Below are 20,223 nucleotides of genomic sequence, written 5' to 3' on the forward strand. Positions count from 1 at the left end.
TCCGAAAAACAACACAATATTGTTCGGTGGTTCAACATTGATGTCAATAAATATTTGACCAAATGCATTAATTTGTTAGTGTTGTTTTGTAAATTTCCATTTTTGCAAAACGACATTTCGTTGACTAAGCGATTACACCTATTGCTTTGTGAGCAAAATTTCTAAACATTTGCATCAAAATTGTTGTAATCGGTACATCGTTGCCTGATTAGCAGGCAGGAGTGCTGTGGCATAATGCCGGGTGACTTTTTCATGCCGACGAGGCTGTTTGATGTCTACGAGCCTTGCCGTAAAGGATGAATGGTTTGCGGTGGGGAAATAGTTTGGAACTACATCGATATAAAACATGAGCCGTGTGATGCGCCATCGATCTACTTGCCGAGCCGACCTGGGCCGCCTACGTGATGGCAAGCACACCTAGAAGCGCCGGCCAGCGGGCGCGCCGCCGCCCTTTCTGGATCCGGCTGGCCATGACGGGGGTGCTGCTGGGTGCCGCCGTCGCTGGCGGCGCGCTCTATTTCTTGAACGACGCGGGCATCACGCCGCGTTCGCTCGGCCCGTATATCGAACGCCGCAGCCAGGGACATAACCCTGTGATCGAAGGCATTGGACGCAGCGCGCGGAGCTGGCTGATCGCGGCCGACCGCGGCGAGCAGCCTTTGGCAGCCGCGGCTTGGCGCCCCGGCTTCGTCGGCATGCAGGAAGCAGCGGTCCTGCCTGCCACGCAGGCGACGGAGGGGGAGCGTGAAGTGCTGGTCGTCGATGGGCCCGACCTGGCGCGCGCCCTGCGCGCCGCCGTGCCTGGCCAGCGCATTACCCTGTTGCCGGGAATCTATCGGATCGAAGGCACGCTGGAGGCCTTTCGCCCGGGCAGCGCGGAAGCGCCGATCAGCGTGCGCGCGCACCGGCCGGGCAGCGCCGTGCTGGAGATCGCCGGGGGCGAGGGTTTCAGGGTCACGGCGCCCTATTGGCGCTTCGAGAACCTGGTGCTGCGCGGCGTCTGCAGCGGGAACAGCGAATGCGAGCACGCCTTCCACGTGGCCGGCGATGCCCATCACTTTGCCGCCGTCAACAACCTGGTGGAGGACTTCCACGCCCACTTCAAGATCAATGGCGAGCGGGGGCGCTACCCGGACCATGGGGTGATCGAGTCCAATACCTTGCGCAACAACACCGTGCGCCTGACCGAAAAGCCGGTCACGCCGATCGACCTGGTGACGGCCAGCCATTGGCGCATCCGCGGCAACCTGATCAGCGATTTCGTCAAAGGCGCCGGCAACCAGGTCAGCTACGGCGCTTTCGCCAAAGGCGGCGGCAGCGACAACATCCTGGAGCGCAATGTGGTGATCTGCGAAGACCGCTTGCGCGGCGCGCCCGGACAGCGCATCGGCCTGTCGCTCGGCGGCGGCGGCACCGGCCGCGATTACTGCCGCGGCGGCAAGTGCATCACCGAGCAGACCGGCGGCATCCTGCGCGCCAACCTGGTCGCCTCCTGTTCGGACGACGGCATCTACCTGAACGCGGCCGCGCGCAGCATCTTGCTGCACAACACCGTGGTCGACACCGGCGGCATCACGGTGCGCTACCCGGAGAGCAGCGCCGACATCGCCGGCAACCTGGTCGACGGCATCATCCGCAGCCGCGACGGCGGCCTGCTGCGCCTGGCGGACAACCTGCATACCTCGGCCGCGCGCCTGTATCTCGGCAGCCACCCCTACCGCGCGCTGTTCCGCGACCCGTCGAGCCTGGACTTCCGCTGGCGCGAGCCGGCGCCGGTCCGTCCGGCCGCGGATGGAGCAGCGCCGGACCTGTGTGCGCCGGCGCGGCCGGCCATGGCGCGCTACGGCGCCTTCGAGGATTTCGCGGCCTGCCTGGATCCTGCGGCGAGGACGGTGCGCACGCTTCAGTAGCGCCTGGAAATACTGCCTAGAGTAAAATATTATTTATTTAGCACTTCTTTCTTTGAGGAAAAGAACATGTCCATCTTTGCAGGCGTGTATGCGCGCCGGGCAGGCCAGCAGGTTCCGCCGCAGCTTGCGCAGCAGCTGCGGGCGGCGATGTCGCGTCATCCCGAGGATGCCGGCCGGGTGCAGGAATACACGGATGGCCGGGCGCTGCTGCTGACGCTCGATGTCGGCGCCCTGGGCGGCACCGGCGCTTATGCGGATGACGGGCGGGTCGCCTTCGCCGCCGGTGCTCCCTTGCTGCAGCCTGCGGCAAGCGCCGAGCCGCTGGCACGCGACGACAGCGTGGCTGCGCTGGCGCGCGCCATCGGCGGCGACGAAGCGCTGCGCGCCTGCCGCGGCACCTATTGCGCCGTAGTGTACGAGATCGCGGAGCAGCGCCTGCACCTGATCACGGACAAGTCCGGCGTGCGCCCGGTCTACTGCTGGATCTCGCCCGACTACCTGGTGTTCGCCACGGCCCTGCGCATCATCGAGGCTGTGTCCTTCTGCAAGAAAACCCTGAACATGCAGGGCATCGCCGAATCCTCCTGCTTCGGCTTCCCGCTGGGCGACCGTACTCCCTACGACAACGTGATCTCGATGCTGGCCGGCGAACACCTGGCGGCCGAAGGCGAGCAGCTGCGGCGCCCGCGCTACTGGCGCTGGGATGAGCCGATGACGCCGGCCGCCCCCGGCCCGGGCCCGCACGAACGCCTGTACCGCAGCTTCCAGCAGGCGGTGCGCATCCGCCTGGGCGCGGACCGCTCGACCGCTTCCTTCCTCAGCGGCGGCCTGGATTCGCGGGTGATCGTGGCCGAACTGCGCCATGCCGGAGCCAGCGTGTTCACGGCCAACTATGCCCCGGCCGGCAGCCAGGACCAGGTGCTGGGCAAGATGATTTCGGACCGGCTCGGCACCCACAATACCCCGCTGGTGCGCACCGCCGTGGTCGAAGGCGACCCCTACAGCAAGGCCACGGTGCACGAATGGCTCAAGCTGCCGGAATACCAGGCCACCCAGCCGGCGCGTCCGCGGGTACTGTGGTCGGGCGATGGCGGCAGCGTGGGCCTGGGCCATGTCTACCTGAACCAGGGCATCGTCGACGCCATGCGCGCGGGCAAAGTGCAGGAATCGATCGACCGCTTCTTCGCCTATAACCGGCTGGCCTTGTCGGTCAAGCTGTTCAAGCCGGAACTCGGCGCCGACCTGACCCGCCTGGTGAACCAGGGCGTGCTGTCCGAGCTGGAAGCGCTCAAGCCGGCCGACCCGGGCCGCGCCTGGTACCTGTTCCTGATGATGAACGACCAGCGCCGCCACCTGTTCAACCATTTCGAATCGATGGACCTGGGACGCCTGGAGTTCGAGCTGCCTTTCTTCGACGCCGAGTTCCTGGCCGACGTGATGCGCGAACCCTTCGATCCCTTCCTGCGCCACGCGTTCTACGTGGAGTGGCTGAAATGCTTCCACCCCGCCGTCGCCGGCACCCCGTGGCAGGCCTACCCGAACCACGTGCCCTGCCCGCACCCGCTGCCCGCGGAGGCCACCTACCAATGGGACGGGCTCACCCCGGGCGAATTCTCCAAGAGGATCGCCTTCTCGCTGGAGTGCGCGCGCGGCCTGCTGGCGGCGTCCGAGTTCACGCGGCGCTTCCTGGGCGCCTTCCGCATGCGCCTGTTCTTGCTTGCCCTGCGCCTGACCGGCCGGGATTATTCGCACCAGCTGAAGGCGCCCTCGCTGATGCACCAATACTGGACCCGCACCCTGGCCGAGTAAGGACAGACCGCAAGGAAACGCGCATCGCTTCATGAAACTACATACTGAAATCGCACGGGGCCTGAAATGGACGGCCGGGGCCAAGCTCGGCAGCCAGCTGGTCACCTGGGGCATCACGATCTATGTCATGCGCGTGCTCGATCCCGGCGACTATGGCTTGCTGGCCATGGCCACCGTGTTCCTGGCGCTGCTGGCCATGTTCGCCGAGGTCGGACTGGGACCGGCCCTGGTGCAGAAGAGCGAGCTGGCGCCGGAGACCGTGCGCCGCGCCTACGGCATCGTCTGGGTCGTGAACCTGGTCCTGTTCGCCCTGCTGAACCTGGCGGCCGGCCTGGTGGCCGGTTTCTACGGCGAAGCGCGGCTGGTGCCGGTATTGCACGTGCTGTCGCTGCAGTTCCTGATCATTCCCTTCATCGTCGTGCCCGACGCCATGTTGCAGCGCAAGCTGGACTACAAGTGGCGCTCGCTGATCGAACTGGCCACGGCCGTCGCGGCCAGCGTGGCGACCCTGCTCATGGCGCTGGCCGGCTACGGCGTCTGGTCGCTGGTCGCCGGCATGCTGGCCAACACGGCCTGCAAGGCGGTGCTGCTGAACGTCGTCTCGCCTTACCTGCGCCTGCCCAGCTTCGCGCTGGGCGGCATGCGCCAGGTGGTCCAGTTCGGAGGAAACGTCACGGCCTCGCGCTTCCTGTGGTTCTTCTTCACCCAGATCGACGTGGTCCTGATCGGCCGCCTGCTCGGCGACCATGTGCTCGGGCTGTATTCGGTGGCCGTGCACCTGGCCTCGCTGCCGGCGCAGCGGGTGTCGGGCATCCTCAACCAGGTCGCCTTCCCGGCCGCGGCCCGCTTCCAGCACGACCGCGCCGCCATCGGCGTCCAGCTGCTGCGCGCCATCGGCTACGTCAGCCTGATCGCCTTCCCCATCCTGTGGGGCATGTCCTGCGTGGCCTACGAACTGATTCCGGTCCTGCTCGGACCCGAATGGGGCGGCGCCATCCTGCCTTTCCAGATCCTGACCCTGGTGATGCCGTTCCGGATGATCATCGGTTTCCTGCCGACCGTCACCGACGCCCTCGGCCGCTCGGATGTCGCGCTGCGCAACGCGGCGCTCGGCTGCCTGGTCATGCCGGCCGCGCTCTACGTGGGCAGCCATTGGGGCATCGCCGGCGTGGCCTATGCCTGGGTGACCGCCTATCCGGTGGTCCTGTTCATGAACTTGCGCCGCATGCTGCCCGTGATCGGTATTTCCCTGCGCGCGGTGGCCGAGCGGGTGGCGCCCGCGCTGTTCTCGGCGGCCGGCATGTACGGCGCGGTATGGGCCGTGCGCATGGCCTGGCGCGGCGCCGGCGGCGTGACGGCCCTGGTGCTGGAAATCGTGGCCGGCGTGTGCAGCTATGTGCTGCTCAGCATGGTTTGCAACCGAGCGCTGCTGGCCGAACTGTTGCGCCGCGGCCGCCCGGCAAGCCCGGCGGCATGAAGACGGCGTATGCACGGCGGCGCTAAATTGACAGCCGCCACTAATGATGCCACCATCATATTTATCATTTTGTAAATTTTTTGATCAACGCGCTGGCGCCTTCCCTGCGAACGGCGCCCCACTTTTCAGGACGCACCGTGTTCCAATTGCTTAAATCGATCAAGAACCAGTTTTCCCCACAGCCGCCCCTGACCGACCTGGCCAAGGCCGAGCTGGAACGCGACCAGCGCGGCCTCCCGGCGCGCGATCCCGGGATCGAGGCCGTGATTGAGGCCTGCACCCGCTGGCTCTGCCTGGCCCAGGACAAGTCCGCCTCCAACGACGGCGGCGTGGCGCGCGACTTCAGCCTGCAGAAGGGCTGGGCGACCTCGTATCCGGAAACCACCGGCTACATCATCCCGACCATCATCGAACTGGCGCGCCGCAAGGGTGACGCCGGCCTGCATGCGCGTGCGCGCCGCATGCTGGACTGGTGCGTGGCGATCCAGTTCCCGGAAGGCGGTTTCCAGGGCGGCAAGATCGACGCCACTCCACGCGTCCCGGTCACCTTCAACACCGGCCAGATCCTGATCGGCCTGGCCGCCGGCGCCGCCGAATACGGGGATCCGCGCTACCTGGAGTCCATGCACCGCGCCGCCGCCTGGCTGCGCGACGACCTCGACGCCGACGGCTGCTGGCGCAAGCACCCGACCCCGTTCGCCAAGCCGGGGGAAAAAGCCTATGAAACCCACGTCGCCTGGGGCCTGTTCGAGGCCGAGCGCGTGGCGCCGGGCCACGGCTACGGCGCAGCGGGACTGCGCCAGGTCGACTGGGCCCTGAGCAAGCAGCAGCCGAACGGCTGGTTCGCCTCGAACTGCCTGACCGACGCCGACAACCCGCTCACCCACACCATCGGCTACGTGCTGCGCGGCGTGCTCGAAGGCCACCTGCTTTCCGGCCGGGCCGACCTGCTGCAGGCCGCGCAGCGCACCGGCGCCAGCCTGGCCGAGGCGGTCGGCCCGGATGGCTACCTGGCCGGACGCCTGGACCGCAACTTCCGTCCGGCGGTCGACTACGTCTGCCTGACCGGCTCGGTGCAGATCGCGCATTGCCTGTTCCTGCTGCACCGCCTGACCGGCGAGCGGCGCTTCCTGGACACCGGCCGCAAGCTGACCGCCTACGTGCGCCGCAGCATCCGCATCGAAGGCGGCCCCGGAGACACCGTGGGCGGCGTGAAGGGCTCGTTCCCGGTCAACGGCGACTACGGCCAGTGGGAATACCTGAACTGGGCCGCCAAGTTCTGCATCGACGCCAATCTGCTGGAAGCGGAACTGGTCGGAGCGGGCGTCCATGCTTGAGCCGCTCAAGCGCGCCGTCAAGGCCAGGCTGGAACAGCTGCGGCGGCGGCGCAGCGAGCAGCAGCTGCGCCAGGCCGGCCGCCATGTCACCCGCGCCGGGCTGGCGCAGGACCTGGCGCGCCTCGGCATCGCGCGCGGCGACACCGTCTTCCTGCATTCCTCGCTGAAGAGCCTGGGCTATGTGGAAGGCGGGGCCGCCAGCGTGATCGGCGCGCTGCAGGACGCCGTGGGGCCGCAAGGCACCTTGCTGGTGCCGACCTATTACCTGCCGGCCGGCACCGTCAAGGCCACCTGCGAGCTGGAAGGCTATGTGTTCGATCCGCGCAGCCACGGCACCAACATGGGACGCCTGCCCGAGACCTTCCTGCGCGAGGCGGCCACCCACCGCAGCCTGCATCCGACCCATTCGGTGTCGGCCTGGGGCCGCCATGCGGACTACCTGACCTCCGGCCATCATGAAGCGCCCTCGATCTTCGGCGCAGGCTCGCCCTGGGAGCGCTTCGTGGGCCTGGAGGGCGCCAAGGTGCTGGGCCTGGGCGTGTCGATGGGGCCCGTGACCTTCTATCATGTCGTGGAAGACGCGCTGGGCGAGGCTTTCCCCGAGCCGATCTGGGAGCCGCGCACCTACCGCCTGCCTTGCCTGGACAAGTCCGGACAGCGCTGGGAGGTGCCGGTGCGTCCGTTCGCGCCGGACGTGGCGGCGCGCCGCATCGACTATGCCGCACGCGAAGACCTGCGCGACTATTTCCGGCGCGAGTTCGAGCGCGCCGGCCTGCGCGTCAACGGCCGGGTGGGAGAGGCCGACGCCTGGTTCATCCCGGCGCGCGGATTCTTCGACCACCTGCGCACGCTCGCGGCCGAAGGCATCACCATCTATTCGACCCCGGAACAACTGGCCGCGCGGCCGGCGGACCGACGCTGATCAGGCCCGGGCGCCTTCCTGCACCACTTCGTCGAGCAGAGCGGCCAGCTGTTCGCTGCGCGAGCGGCGCGAGTAGAACTGGCTGGCGTTTTCCGGCGGCAGCGGGGCTTTTCCTTCGCGCAGCAGGCCGACGAAACGCATCAGGCCGGACTTGATATCTTCCTTGTCGTCCAGGCGCGCGATGGTGTCCAGACCGGCCTTGCGCATGGTGGCGGCGGTATCGCCTTCGGGATCGGTCAGCGCCAGGATCGGACGGCGCGCGCGCATGTATTCGTACAGCTTGGCCGGGATCTGGGCGTTGCAGTGCGCAGCCTGCATCACCAGCAGGCCGTCCGCATCCAGCATCTCGGCCAGCGCCGCGCGGTAGGGAATCGGCGGCTCGAGCATCACCAGGCCCTGCAAGCCGAATTGTTCGATCAGGCGGTTCAGCAGGTCTTCGTGCACCGCGGCGCGCAATACCACGCGCAGCTTGTCGGGACCGACCAGGCCTTCCCGGCGCAGTTCGCCCAGAGCCGCCAGCATGGGCGTGGGGTCGCGCTCGAGCGGATAGATGATGCCGCTGTGGAGCAGCACCAGCGGACCGTCCCCGCGCGGCGCCGGCTGGTAGTTCGCGGTGGCGCGCACGAAGTCGTCTTCATCGTAGCCGTTCTCGATCAGGCGGAAGCGGCTGGCCGGCACCTCCGGATAGCGCGCGCGGTACAGAGCCAGCGCTCCCGGGGTCGTGAACACCAGGCGGGTGCAGTTGCGCACCGTGAGCTTTTCCACCCAGCGGTAGGCATGCCAGACCATGCGGTTCTCGGGCGTGTTCTTCTCCGTCATCGGGTCGCGCATGTCGGCGATCCAGGGCAGTCCGCTCAGGCGCTTGAGGGTGTAGCCGATCAGGTGCGCGGTCGGGATCGGATAGGTCGACCAGATCACGCGCGGGCGGAATTCGCGAATCAGCTTCAGGCCGGCCGGTACGGCCCCGAACAGCCAGGTGACCCAGCGGTCGGGCAGGGCGGTCGGGCGCAGGTAGCGGCCGCGGATCGCCAGGTGGCGCCCGGAATCCAGGGCGAAGGGACGCCGCACCACCAGGTCGGCCGGTACGTCGCCCATCTGGTCGTCGCTGCTGGCCGCATAGGCGCGCCGGTGCGCCGACAGCACCAGCGGCTTCCATCCCAGCTGGGGAAGATGCTGGGAGAACTTCAGCGTGCGCTGGATGCCACTGCTGCCGCGCTGCGGCGGAAAATGGAAGGCCACCAGCAGCACGGCCGGGTTGGCTTCCTTGCGCGCAGCGGGCGCGGACGGTGCGCTGAGGGGTTCATGCTCCGGCTCGCGCTGCGCCAGCAGTTCCAGGGTATCCGGCTGGGGCGGGGTGCTACTGTTTTGCATCTGAGGCTTTCTGGTTTCGGATAAGGCAATCGATGTCGGCGGTGTTGCCGCGTTCAGCTGGCCAGCCAGCGCAGCAGGCGCAGCATGTAGAAGAAGGTGCTGGCATCCCAGGGACGCGAGCGCGGCAGCGTGTACAGGTCCTGGCCGGGCGCGACCGCGCCGGTGGCGGTCGAGAAGGCGGCGGCGAAACCGGCCTCGCGCACCATCGCGGTGTGGCGGGCATCGAAGTCCAGCTCCGCTTTGCCGTTCGGATAAGCGAAATAGCGTACCGGCTCCCCGATGATGGCTTCCAGCGCCGTCTTGCTGCCCTCGATCTCGGCGCGCGCCTCGGCATCCGGCAGCTTGGTCAGGATCGGGTGCGAGACCGTGTGCGCGCCGATGGTCACGTTCGAGCGGTGCAGGGTGCGCACCATCTCGCTGCTCAGCATCAGCGGACGGGTGCCATGCCCGGCCAGCGCTTCCAGCGCTTCGATCAGGTCCAGGCGCTCGCTGGGCGGCAGGTACTTGGCGCGCGAGGTCAAGGCCTGCACGGCGGCGCAGCGCGCCTCCAGGCCGTCGATCGGCACGATGCCGGCGCCGGCGCCGCGCAGGTCGAGTGCGCTGCCGGAAGCGCCGCGCACGGCGTCGGCGATGCGGTCGTTCCACATGTTCTCGGCGCTGTCCACGTAGCCGCTGGTGACGAACACCGTGGCGGGCAGGCCGAACTCGCGCAGCACCGGCAGCGCCAGGTCGTGGGTGGAGCGGTAGCCGTCGTCGAAGGTGATGCAGACGGCGCGCGGCGGCAGGCGGTTCTCGCGCAAGGCTGCCAGCGCCTGGTCCAGGGACAGCACCTTGAAGCAGTCCGCCAGCATCTTCATGTGTTCGCGGAAGGTGGCCACGTCCGGCTCGTTTTCCAGCAGCGGGTCGTGCGCTTCGAGGATGCGGTGGTAGGTGACGATGCACAGGCGCGCGCGCCCCGCCTGCCACAGCGCGTAGCTGTTGCCGATGGCGCGTACCAGCATGGGAACGGGGGCTGCCGAGCGCTGATAAGTGCTCATGCCGCGTGTTCCACGATGATTTTCTGGAACAGATCGATCTGGCCGCGGGTGGTGAAGTCCCAGCTGAAGCCTTCGGCGTAGCGCCGCGCCGCGCCGCGGTCCGGCTGGCGCTCGCGCAGGCGCTGGACCGCTTCGGCCACGCCCTCGCTGCTGTACTGCCCCATCAGGATGCCGGCCTCGGGGGCGGCCACCACTTCGGGCGAGCCGCCCACCCGGCTGGCCACCACCGGGGTGCCGCAGGCCATCGACTCGAGCAGGACGTTGGCCCAGCCTTCGCGGCTGGAGGCCAGGACCATCAGGTCGGCCGCATTGAAATACTGGGCCAGTTCGGCGTGCGGCACGGCGCCCAGGAAGCGCACCCGGTCGGCCACGCCCAGGGTCCGGGCCAGGGCTTCCAGGCGCGCCCGTTCCGGGCCGCTGCCGGCGACGAGCAGCTCCGTGTCGGGCAGCCGGGGCAGGGCGCCGATCACCAGGTGGTGGCCCTTGAGCTCGACCAGGTGGCCGACCGAGATCAGGGTGAAGCGGCGCAGCCCGAGCGCGGCGCGCACGGCATCGCGGTTCATGGGGTGGAACTTCTCCAGGTCGACGCCGTTGCGCAGCGGAGTGATGGCCGCCGGCGCCACGCCCAGCTGCACCAGGCCTTCCTTCAATGCGTTGCTGACCGTGATGATGCCCTTGGCCTGGCGGGCAGCCCACTGGATCATGCGGCGCGGCAGGGGGTAGCGGGGCAGCAGGTTGACGTCCGAGCCGCGCGCCGTGATGACCACGGGCTTCTTGAAATAGCGCCCCAGCATCGCGGCAGCCACCCCGTCGGGGTAGAAATAATGGGCGTCGATGGCGTCGAAGTCGTAGCCCTGGTCCAGGATGCGGCCGATTTCGCGCTTGGCCCCCTGGGCCAGCAGCATGGGCGCGACGTTCATGCCGACCTTGGGCAAGGCCACGTAACGTGGATGATGGATCTCCAGCCCATGGCGGCGCTCGCGCGCCGGCACGCCGGCGTAGAGCGCATACTGGCCGAAGCGCGGGTGGCTGGAGGGGAACCAGGGCACCGGCGCGACGACCCGCGAGCTCACCTGCCCGCTGGCGACCAGCTCGCGTAGCCGTGTCTCGACGAAAATGCCGTGCCCGGGCTGCTTTTCGTTGGGGAACAGAGTGCTGAACGTCAATAGCTTCATCAATTAGCCTGGGAGGGGCGGACCGGTCTGGAGATAATAAAATTGAAAGTGTTATTAAGCAAGATAAGCGAAGGACGTGTGCGCATCATAGTGTGATATAGCGGCGCAGCCGCGGCCCCACCGTATTGGCGACGCTCAGGGGCAGGCGCTGCCACAGCTGTTCGACCAGCGGCCGCAGGCTGCCTCCGGCCGGGGCGCTTGCCTGTTCGGCGCGCGGTTGTCCGGCGCCGTCCCATTCCTGCCAGTCGAGCGCATAGGGAAGCGCTCCCCACTGTTTCTTGAACTTGTAGGTGCCTTCGCCATAGGTCGAGCGTCCGAAGTCGAAGCGGCGCACGCCCAGCCCGCACAGATGGGCCTGGATGGTCCAGTACAGCAGCATGTTCGGCGCCAGCGCGTTGTATTCGCTCAAGGTCGATGCCCAGGGGATGGCGGCGCGGCCGCCGCACAGCAGGACCAGCCCGGCCCCGACCGCTTTGCCTTCCCGGCGCACCACAGCCAGGAAAGCCTCATCGCCGTAGCGCCGCAACACCGCTGCGAACCAGGCCTGGCTATGCGGCGGGCTGCCGAGGCGGCGCATGTTCTTGCTGTAGACCTCGTAGAAGGCGGCCAGCGCCGCCGGCCCGGTTTCGATCGCCGCGTTCAAGCCGTTCTTCTCGGCCTTGCGGATCTGGCTGCGCAGTTTCGGCGGATAGCCCTGCATCAGCGCCTCTGCGCTCGCGGGCAGCTCGAGCAGCATGCGCACCTTGCGTCCCTCCAGGGCGTCTTCCGCGCTCGGCATGCTGACCGAGCCGCGTGCCTCGAAGCCGGCGGCGCCGGCTTCGGCGGCGTCACTGGCCACGCGCCTGCTCAGCGCCGCGGCCAGGGCGGGGGTGGACGCCAGAGGGCCGCCGACGTCGCAGAATGGCAGGGCGCTCCAGCGCGGTTTCCCGAAGGGACGCGCCACGATGCAGACAGGCAGGCAAGCAAGCAGTGCGGCGCCGTCGAAGGCGGCCAGGGTCCTGGCGGAGTAGCCGTAGGCATCCGCCACCGCGGCGCGCCAGGCGCTCAGGTGATAGGGCGTGCCCTCGGGGTGCTGGCGGACAAAGCGATCGAGCGCGGCGCCGTGCTCCTTGTCATCCGTATAGAAAAGATTCAGCCCGTCCAACATTCTGGCTTCCCGCGTGTTGTTGTTTCAGATGGAAACGTCATTGACATTAAGTTTTTATATTATATGCAATGCCGCTGAGGTATCGTATGAACGAATTGTGTGGCCTGCGCACGATTCAATGCGTTCTGGAACTGTTTTTTTTGAAACTGTTAAGATATTGTAAAGTCCGCGCCGATGTGGCGGGAAGCCCGGTGCCAGCGCACGGAAGCAGCTTTCCAAGCTGGACGATACTGGTCGACAAGATAGCACCAGACATTGTTAACAAGTCGTTGTTTCTTATTGACAGTCGTGGCGTTCGCATTGAGTCGAGGAACGATCCCATGGTATATTGTGTTAGCAATATAGCAAAACTTAATTTTCAAACGGAACCCGATAATGAAAGCAGATGAAGTCGTCGCGGTAGTAGGACTGGGATATGTCGGTTTGCCACTGGCAGTCGAATACGGCAAAAAGGGACGGACCATCGGCTTCGACCTGTCGGCCTCCAAAATCGAGAACTACAAGAAGTTCGTCGATCCGACCGGCGAGGTGTCGAGCGAGCAGCTGCAAGCGGCGCGCCACCTCGAGGTGAGTACCGACCCGTCGCTGCTGGCGCAGGCCGATTACATCATCGTCGCCGTCCCGACCCCGGTCGACATCGCCCACAATCCCGACTTCACGCCCCTGATCGGCGCCAGCAAGTCGGTCGGCAAGAACATGAAGCGCGGCGCGGTCGTCGTCTACGAATCGACCGTCTATCCGGGCGCGACCGAAGAGGTCTGCATCCCCATCCTCGAGAAGGAATCGGGCCTGAAGTGGAAAGAGGACTTCCACGTCGGCTTCTCGCCGGAGCGCATCAACCCGGGCGACAAGGAACACACCCTGACCACCATCCTCAAGGTCGTCTCCGGCGACGACGAGGAGTCGCTCGAGCGCATCGCCAAGCTGTACGAACATGTCGTGACGGCCGGCGTCTATCGCGCTTCCAGCATCAAGGTGGCCGAGGCCGCCAAGGTGATCGAGAACACCCAGCGCGACCTGAACATCGCCCTGATGAACGAACTGGCGATCATCTTCGACAAGATCGGCATCGACACCCTGGAAGTGCTGAAGGCCGCCGGCACCAAGTGGAACTTCCTGCCCTTCCGTCCGGGCCTGGTGGGCGGCCACTGCATCGGCGTCGATCCCTACTACCTGACCCACAAGGCCGAGATGATCGGCTACCACCCGCAGGTGATCCTGGCGGGCCGCCGCATCAACGACGGCATGGCCAAGTACGTGGCGGAAAAAACCGTCAAGTCGATGATCTCCTCGGGCTTCCACGTCAAGGGTTCGAAGGTCAACGTGATCGGCCTGACCTTCAAGGAAAACTGCCCCGACCTGCGCAACTCGAAGGTGGCCGACATCATCCACGAGCTGCAGAGCTACGGCGTGGACGTGCATGTCTACGACCCGGTGGCCGATTCGGAAGAGTCCGAGCACGAGTACGGCATCAAGCTGGAAAGCTGGGACAGCCTGCCGAAGGCCGACGCCGTGGTCGTCGCCGTGCCGCACAAGGAAGTGCTGGCCCTGTCGCTGACCGATTTCCAGTCCAAGCTCAACGACAACGGCTGCTTCATCGACGTCAAGGCGCAGTTCGATCCCAAGGCGCTGCGCGAAGCCGGCTATTGCGTCTGGCGCATGTAATTGCGTCGATCAGTATGAAAGGCCGCCGCTGCCGGCGGCGGCCGCACCGGCCCCGGCGCCTGCGAGGCGCCGGCGTCAATCAGAAAGTGCCCCAAACGTGAATAAGTTTCAGGAAGTCCAGCATCACCTCGCCCTTCACAGCTACCACTGGTTAGTGACCGGTGCGGCAGGCTTCATCGGTTCGAACCTGGTGGAAGCCCTGCTCAAGCTGAACCAGCGCGTTACCGGCCTCGACAACTTCGCCACCGGCCACCGCCACAACCTGGAACAGGTGAAAGATTCGGTCACGGAAGGGGCCTGGATGAAATTTAATTTCATCGAAGGCGATATCCGCAATCCGGCCGACTGCGCGCGCGCCTGCGAGGGCGTGGACTTCGTGCTGCACCAGGCCGCGCTCGGCTCGGTGTCGCGCTCCATCGATAACCCGGCGCTCACCAACGCGGTCAACATCGACGGCTTCCTCAACATGCTGGTCGCCGCGCGCGACGCCGGCGTCAGGCGTTTCGTCTACGCCGCCTCGAGCTCGACCTACGGCGACCATCCGGCTTTGCCCAAGGTCGAGGACCGCATCGGCAAGCCGCTCTCGCCCTATGCGGTGACCAAGTACGTCAACGAGCTGTACGCCGACGTGTTCGGCCGCACCTACGGGACCGAGGCGATCGGCCTGCGCTATTTCAACGTGTTCGGCCCGCGCCAGGATCCGAACGGCGCCTATGCCGCCGTGATTCCCCAGTGGGTGAGCGCCCTGATCCGCAACCAGCCGCTGCGCATCAACGGCGACGGCGAGACCAGCCGCGACTTCTGCTACATCGACAACGTGGTCCAGGCCAACCTCCTGGCCGCGACCGCGCACAAGGAGGCGGCCGGCCAGGTATACAACATCGCCCTGGGCGACCGCACCACCCTGAACCAGCTGTACGGCATGATGCGCTCCCTGCTGGCGGAGCGCTACGCGCACGTGGCCGGGCACGAGCCGCAGTACGTGGATTTCCGCCGCGGCGACGTGCGCCATTCGCAGGCGGACATCGGCAAGGCCGCGGCGCTGCTGGGCTACCAGCCCACGCACCGCATCGGCGAAGGCTTGAAGCAGGCCATGGACTGGTATGTCCGCAACCTGCCGCAGTAACCGGGACACCCATGCATATCCAGAAAAGTAATAACAAGTTCGGAGGCTGCCGTGTTTAGGATCTCTAACCACTATGTGTCGAAGATCGTGTTCCTGCTCCTGTTCGTCGAGGTGCTGGTGGTGCTGGGCGCCGCCTACGTCGGCGCCGCGGTGCGGATGCTCGAGTACGGCGACGCCGCGGTCGCGCACCACATCGACCACTTCTTCACGTCCGCCGTCGCCTTCACGGCCGCGATCATCTTCAGCATGAGCGCGATGGGGATGTACCAGCTCGACTACGACGAGGGCCTGCGCCATCCCTTCTTCATGAAGCTGATGCCGTCCTTCGTGATGGGCTTCATGATCCTGGCCCTGGTGTTCTACGTGGCGCCCGAGCTCTACCTGGGCCGCGGCACCATGGTGCTGGTGTTCGCCCTGTCCGGGATCGGCATCTTCCTGGCGCGCATGGTGTTCTTCAAGACCTCGGAAGCGCGCTTCCTGCAGTCGCGCATCATGTTCCTGGGCGGCGGCCCGCTGGCCAAGGAATGCAGCGAGCTGGCCACCAGCAAATCGCGCTATCACAAGTACGACATCGCCGGCTTCCTGCCCGGCCCGAGCGAAGAACTGTGCGTGCCCTCGGCGAGCCTGCTCAAGATGCGCGACGGCGACTCCCTGGTCAAGCTGGCGCGCCAGTACAACGTGGAAGAGATCGTGGTCTCGGTGCAGAACCGCCGCGGCGGTTTCCCGATCAAGGAACTGCTCGACTGCAAGCTGCAGGGCATCAAGGTCACCGACGCCGCCACCTTCTTCGAGCGCGAGACCTGCCAGATCCGCGTCGACTCGCTCCAGCCCTCGTGGCTGGTGTTCGGCGGCGGCTTCGACCAGAGCTTCGTGCGCACCTTCATGAAGCGCAGCTTCGACCTGGTGTGCAGCGTCCTGATCCTGGTGATGACCTTCCCGCTGATGCTGGCCGCGGCCGTGGCCGTGTGGCTGGAAGACCGCGGCCCGGTGTTCTACTCGCAGGAGCGGGTCGGCAAGGACGGCAAGACCTTCCGCGTGCACAAGTTCCGCTCGATGCGCGCCGACGCCGAGAAGAACGGCAAGCCGCAGTGGGCCGCCCAGGACGATCCGCGCATCACCCGCGTCGGCAATTTCATGCGCAAGACCCGCATCGACGAACTGCCGCAGATCCTCAACGTCTTCACCGGCGAGATGTCCTTCGTCGGCCCGCGCCCGGAACGCCCCTACTTCGTCGAGCAGCTGATCGAGGTGGTCCCGTATTACAACGTGCGCCACAGCGTCAAGCCGGGCATCACCGGCTGGGCCCAGGTGCGCTACGGCTACGGCTCCTCGGCCGAGGACGCATTGCAGAAGCTCCAGTACGACCTGTACTATGTCAAGAACAACAGCCTGTTCCTGGACATTCTGATCCTGATCAATACGCTCAAGGTCGTGCTGTTCCGCAGCGGCCGTTGATGCCATCCGGCGGCCTGCAAGCAGGGCCGCCGGATCCTTTTCCCGACTGTCCCCCGATCGCCAACGCCTGAAGATGGATGCCACTTCCCTGACCAGCATCGCGGTCTACAGCCACGCCCTGGCGGCCGTGTGCTTCTTCGTCCTCGGCGTACCCATGCTGGCCGGCTGGCGCGCGCGCCCCTACGGCGCGGCCCTGGCCGCCGCCTGCCTGTTTACCAGCCTGTGGGCCGGCCTGCTGGCCTGGGCCGCCTGGCGCGAGGAACTGTGGTCGGTGGCTTCGGACGCCGCAGGCATCCTGCGCAACGCCGCCTGGATGCTGTTCCTGGGCCTGCTCGCGGGACGCGTGCGCGATCCCCACAGCCGCCTGCCGCTGCGCCTGCGCAAGGGCACGGCCCTGGCCGCGCTGGGCTTCGCCGCCCTGTTCGGCATGGCGGTGCTGGGACGCTGGGACCTGGCCCACAGTGGCCTGGGACTGGTGCCGGTGACCCTGCGCGTGGGCCTGGCGATCGCCGGCCTGCTGCTGGTCGAACAGGTCTACCGCAGCCGTTCGCTGCAGGAGCGCTGGGCGGTCAAGTTCGCCTGCCTGGGTATCGGCGCCATGTTCGCCTACGACTTCTACCTGTTCAGCCACGCCATGCTGTTCCGCGAGATCGACCCGGACATCTGGGCCGCGCGCGGCGTCGTCAACGCGCTCAGCGTGCCCCTGCTGGTGGTCGCGCTGGGCCGCAGCAAGCTGTGGGAATCGCCGCTGGCGGTGTCGCGGCGCGCCATGTTCCACTCGACCGCGCTGTTCGGCTCGGCCATCTACCTGCTGGCGATGGGCTCGGCCGGCTACTACCTGCGCTTCTTCGGCGGCAGCTGGGGCGTGGTGATGCAGGTGGCCTTCCTGTTCGTGGCCCTGGTGGTGCTGGTCGGGGTGCTGTTCTCGGGCAGCTTCCGCGCCCGCCTCAAGGTCTTCATCAGCAAGCATTTCTACAGCTATAACTATGACTACCGCGAAGAATGGCTGCGCTTCACCCGAACCCTGTCCGAACCGGGACCGGGCCTGGGCGAGCGCGTGATCGAGGCGGTCGCCGCCCTGGTCGAAAGCCCGGGCGGGGTCTTGTGGCAGCGCCGCGAATCGGGCCGCTTCGAGCCCGCCGCGCACTGGCAGGCCCCGGCGGCGAGCAGTTCCGAACCGGCCGACTCGGCCTTCTGCCAGTTCCTGGAATCGAGCCAGTGGGTGATCGACGTGCAGGAATTCGCGCAGACGCCCGACAAGTACGACGCCCTGGTGCTGCCGGAATGGCTGGCCGGCTATCCGCGCGCCTGGCTGGTGGTGCCGCTGATCCTGCACGCGCGCCTGTTCGGCTTCGTGCTGCTGCAGACCTCGCGCAGCCCGATGGAGCTGAACTGGGAAGTGATCGACCTGCTCGAGATCGCCGGCAGCCAGGCCGCCAGCCAGCTGGCCCAGCAGGATGCGGCCAACGCGCTCACGGTGGCGCGCCAGTTCGAATCCTTCAACCGCATGTCGACCTTCGTGGTGCACGACCTGAAGAACCTGGTGGCGCAGCTGTCGCTGATGAACGCCAACGCCGCGCGCCACAAGGACAATCCCGAATTCCAGGCCGACATGCTGGAAACCATCGACCTGTCGGTGCAGAAGATGAAGCTGCTGCTGCAAAAGCTCAGCCGCACCACCAACCAGGAAAAGCCGGCCGTGCTGGCGATCGAGGACGTGGTGCGCCAGGCGGTGGCGCTGAAGGGGGCCTTCGAGCCGCATCCGCAGCTGCGCATCGAGGCCAGGGGCCTGCGCGTGCTGGCCGAGCGCGAGCGCCTGGAGCGCGTGGTGGGCCACCTGATCCAGAACGCGATCGAAGCCACGCCGCGCACCGGCAGCGTCACGGTGCGCGTCGCCGAGAGCGCGGCCGGCGGCGTCGTCGAGATCGTCGACACCGGCGAAGGCATGAGCGAGGAATTCATCCGCGAGCGCCTGTTCAAGCCCTTCGACTCGACCAAGTCGGCCGGCATGGGCATCGGCGTGTTCGAGAGCCGCGAATATATCAATGAACTGGGCGGCAGCCTGGAGGTCAGCAGCTCGCCGGGACGCGGCACCACCTTCCGCGTGGCGCTGCCGCTGTATCGGCAGGAAGCAAGGCAGAATTCGCAGCAAGAAACACAACAGGCCTCGAAGGCCGCCTGAAGAGACCAACCCGAGGACAACGTGACACAGAATAAACCCAAGCTACTCATCATCGAAGACGATCCCGGGCTGCAGAAACAGCTCAAATGGAGCCTGGACGCCTACGACGTCGCCGTCGCCGGCGACCGCGAAGCGGCCCTGGCCCAGATCCGCCGCCACGAACCGGCGGTGGTGACCATGGACCTGGGCCTGCCGCCCGACCCGGACGGCTCCACCGAAGGCCTGGCCACCCTGCAGCAGATCCTGGCGCTGGCGCCGGATACGCGCGTCATCGTCCTGACCGGCAACCAGGACCACAGCAACGCGGTCAAGGCGATCGGCCTGGGCGCCTACGACTTCCACCAGAAGCCGGTCGACCCCGAGGTGCTGAACCTGGTGATCCAGCGCGCCTTCTTCCTGCACAATCTGCAGCAGGAGAACCGCCGCATGCAGCAGAACCAGGCCGATTCGCCGCTGTCCGGCGTGATCTCGCGCGACCCCGGCATGCTCAAGGTCTGCCGCAACATCGAAAAGGTGGCTCCGACCTCGGCCTCGGTAATGCTGCTGGGCGAATCGGGCACCGGCAAGGAAGTGCTGGCGCGCGCCGTGCACCAGCTGTCGCCGCGTTCCAAGGAGCGTTTCATGGCGATCAACTGCGCCGCGATTCCCGAGAACCTGCTCGAGAGCGAACTGTTCGGCTACGAAAAGGGCGCCTTCACCGGCGCGGCCAAGCAGACCAAGGGCAAGGTCGAACTGGCCCACGGCGGCACGTTCTTCCTCGACGAGGTGGGCGACCTGCCGATGGCGCTGCAGGCCAAGCTGCTGCGCTTCCTGCAGGAGCGCGTGATCGAGCGCATCGGCGGCCATGAGGAGATTCCGGTCGATGTGCGCATCGTCTGCGCGACCCACCAGAAGCTCAAGGAATTGTGCGCACAAGGGCGCTTCCGCGAGGACTTGTATTACCGCCTGTCCGAGATCGTGGTCACCATCCCGCCGCTGCGTACCCGCGAAGGCGACAGCGCGCTGCTGGCGCATCACTTCAAGAACAAGTTCTGCGCCCAGGAGTCACGCGCGGCGCTGCACTTCTCGCCGGACGCGATCGCGGCGATCGAAGCCTACCAGTGGCCGGGCAATGTGCGCGAGATGGAGAACGTGATCAAGCGCGCGGTGATCATGGCGGACGGGAACACCATCGTCGCCGACGACCTCGGCCTGCCGGGCGAGGGCGCCGTGGAAGAGCCGATCAACCTGCGCCAGGTGCGCGACGAAGCCGAGTACAAGGCCATCGTCAAGGCCCTGGCCCGGGTCGACGGCAGCATCGTCAAGGCCTCGGAAGTGCTGGGAATCAGCCGCCCGACCCTCTACGACCTGATGGGACGGCACGGCATCAAGACCGGCTGAGCGCCTGCATCTTCCCGAGCCAGGCGCGCGTCCATTGCGTGGCCTGGCTTTGCCATTCGCGGCGCGACAGCGTATGGTCGGCGCCATCCAGGCGGTGGCGCGTGACGCGCGGCGCTTCCAGCAGCCGCCGCCACGGCCCCGGGCCGCTGTCCAGGTCCGCGAATTCCTGGGCGGTCAGGTCGGCGCCGCTCAGCAGCACCAGTATCCGTCCGTCGAAGCGCGTCAGCGCC

General features: G+C 66.6%; 14 protein-coding genes and 1 pseudogene. 10 read left to right on the top strand and 5 right to left on the bottom strand.

The genetic code is table 11. The features are described 5' to 3' along the window. The first annotated feature begins 404 nt into the window (after nt 1-404). The 5 genes from J8847_RS19785 (at nt 405) to J8847_RS19805 (ending at nt 7,455) form a co-directional block, all read left to right on the top strand. Nucleotides 405-1,910, top strand: coding sequence for a right-handed parallel beta-helix repeat-containing protein (locus J8847_RS19785; RefSeq protein ID WP_211526425.1), 1,506 nt, complete (start codon nt 405-407; stop codon nt 1,908-1,910). Nucleotides 1,911-1,976: 66 nt separating this feature from the next. Then, the gene (locus J8847_RS19790) at nt 1,977-3,719 is read left to right on the top strand and encodes an asparagine synthase-related protein (RefSeq protein ID WP_211526426.1); all 1,743 of its coding nucleotides are present in this window, start codon (nt 1,977-1,979) and stop codon (nt 3,717-3,719) included. 31 nt (nt 3,720-3,750) lie between these two features. After that, entirely contained in the window at nt 3,751-5,196 is a 1,446-nt protein-coding gene (locus tag J8847_RS19795) for a lipopolysaccharide biosynthesis protein (protein ID WP_211526427.1), read from the top strand. A gap of 137 nt (nt 5,197-5,333) precedes the next feature. Then, the gene (locus J8847_RS19800; RefSeq protein WP_211526428.1) at nt 5,334-6,533 is read left to right on the top strand and encodes a hypothetical protein; all 1,200 of its coding nucleotides are present in this window, start codon (nt 5,334-5,336) and stop codon (nt 6,531-6,533) included. Next, on the top strand, nt 6,526-7,455 hold the full coding sequence (locus tag J8847_RS19805) for an AAC(3) family N-acetyltransferase (RefSeq protein ID WP_211526429.1): 930 nt from the start codon (nt 6,526-6,528) through the stop codon (nt 7,453-7,455). Before J8847_RS19800 ends, J8847_RS19805 begins: the two co-directional genes overlap by 8 nt. Here the strand turns inward: J8847_RS19805 and J8847_RS19810 are convergent, their stop codons facing one another. The 4 genes from J8847_RS19810 to J8847_RS19825 form a co-directional block, all read right to left on the bottom strand. Next, nucleotides 7,456-8,826, bottom strand: coding sequence for a glycosyltransferase (locus J8847_RS19810; protein ID WP_229429797.1), 1,371 nt, complete (start codon nt 8,824-8,826; stop codon nt 7,456-7,458). A gap of 53 nt (nt 8,827-8,879) precedes the next feature. Continuing rightward, entirely contained in the window at nt 8,880-9,863 is a 984-nt protein-coding gene (locus J8847_RS19815) for a polysaccharide deacetylase family protein (RefSeq protein ID WP_211526430.1), read from the bottom strand. Then, complete coding sequence (locus tag J8847_RS19820) at nt 9,860-11,038, bottom strand: glycosyltransferase family 4 protein (protein ID WP_211526431.1); 1,179 nt, start codon at nt 11,036-11,038, stop codon at nt 9,860-9,862. The genes J8847_RS19815 and J8847_RS19820 overlap by 4 nt, the downstream gene beginning before the upstream one ends. An 85-nt stretch (nt 11,039-11,123) precedes the next feature. Beyond that, nucleotides 11,124-12,185, bottom strand: coding sequence for a GNAT family N-acetyltransferase (locus tag J8847_RS19825; RefSeq protein ID WP_211526432.1), 1,062 nt, complete (start codon nt 12,183-12,185; stop codon nt 11,124-11,126). Between the two features lie 375 nt (nt 12,186-12,560). On the opposite strand from J8847_RS19825, the gene J8847_RS19830 reads away from it, so the two are divergent. From J8847_RS19830 to prsR, 5 genes are all read left to right on the top strand, one after another. Then, nucleotides 12,561-13,850: a nucleotide sugar dehydrogenase gene (locus J8847_RS19830; RefSeq protein ID WP_211526433.1), complete on the top strand. Its 1,290-nt coding sequence runs from the start codon at nt 12,561-12,563 to the stop codon at nt 13,848-13,850. A gap of 97 nt (nt 13,851-13,947) precedes the next feature. Further along, nucleotides 13,948-14,976, top strand: coding sequence for an SDR family oxidoreductase (locus J8847_RS19835; protein ID WP_211526434.1), 1,029 nt, complete (start codon nt 13,948-13,950; stop codon nt 14,974-14,976). 51 nt (nt 14,977-15,027) lie between these two features. Next, a complete protein-coding gene (locus J8847_RS19840) occupies nt 15,028-16,431 on the top strand; it encodes a TIGR03013 family XrtA/PEP-CTERM system glycosyltransferase (protein ID WP_211526435.1) in 1,404 nt (467 codons plus the stop codon). A 73-nt stretch (nt 16,432-16,504) separates the two neighbouring features. Then, nucleotides 16,505-18,613, top strand: coding sequence for an XrtA/PEP-CTERM system histidine kinase PrsK (gene prsK, locus J8847_RS19845; protein WP_211526436.1), 2,109 nt, complete (start codon nt 16,505-16,507; stop codon nt 18,611-18,613). A gap of 21 nt (nt 18,614-18,634) precedes the next feature. Next, nucleotides 18,635-19,993, top strand: a complete 1,359-nt coding sequence (gene prsR / locus J8847_RS19850; protein WP_211526437.1) for a PEP-CTERM-box response regulator transcription factor — start codon at nt 18,635-18,637, stop codon at nt 19,991-19,993. On the opposite strand, the pseudogene J8847_RS19855 reads toward prsR, so the two are convergent. Then, nucleotides 19,980-20,223, bottom strand: a pseudogene (locus J8847_RS19855) (hydrolase 1, exosortase A system-associated); the annotation flags it as partial. The gene prsR and the pseudogene J8847_RS19855 sit on opposite strands and share 14 nt — an antisense overlap.

This window comes from Massilia sp. AB1 (assembly GCF_018119385.1).
In the GTDB taxonomy this organism is placed as follows: Bacteria; Pseudomonadota; Gammaproteobacteria; order Burkholderiales; family Burkholderiaceae_D; genus Telluria.

Coding starts and splice junctions, on each gene's coding strand:
- J8847_RS19805 (WP_211526429.1), top strand. CDS start 6,526: ATGCTTGAGCCGCTCAAGCGCGCCGTCAAGGCCAGGCTGGAACAGCTG.
- J8847_RS19815 (WP_211526430.1), bottom strand. CDS start 9,863: ATGAGCACTTATCAGCGCTCGGCAGCCCCCGTTCCCATGCTGGTACGC.
- J8847_RS19830 (WP_211526433.1), top strand. CDS start 12,561: ATGAAAGCAGATGAAGTCGTCGCGGTAGTAGGACTGGGATATGTCGGT.
- J8847_RS19825 (WP_211526432.1), bottom strand. CDS start 12,185: ATGTTGGACGGGCTGAATCTTTTCTATACGGATGACAAGGAGCACGGC.
- J8847_RS19785 (WP_211526425.1), top strand. CDS start 405: ATGGCAAGCACACCTAGAAGCGCCGGCCAGCGGGCGCGCCGCCGCCCT.
- J8847_RS19810 (WP_229429797.1), bottom strand. CDS start 8,826: ATGCAAAACAGTAGCACCCCGCCCCAGCCGGATACCCTGGAACTGCTG.
- prsK (WP_211526436.1), top strand. CDS start 16,505: ATGGATGCCACTTCCCTGACCAGCATCGCGGTCTACAGCCACGCCCTG.
- J8847_RS19795 (WP_211526427.1), top strand. CDS start 3,751: ATGAAACTACATACTGAAATCGCACGGGGCCTGAAATGGACGGCCGGG.
- J8847_RS19790 (WP_211526426.1), top strand. CDS start 1,977: ATGTCCATCTTTGCAGGCGTGTATGCGCGCCGGGCAGGCCAGCAGGTT.
- J8847_RS19820 (WP_211526431.1), bottom strand. CDS start 11,038: ATGAAGCTATTGACGTTCAGCACTCTGTTCCCCAACGAAAAGCAGCCC.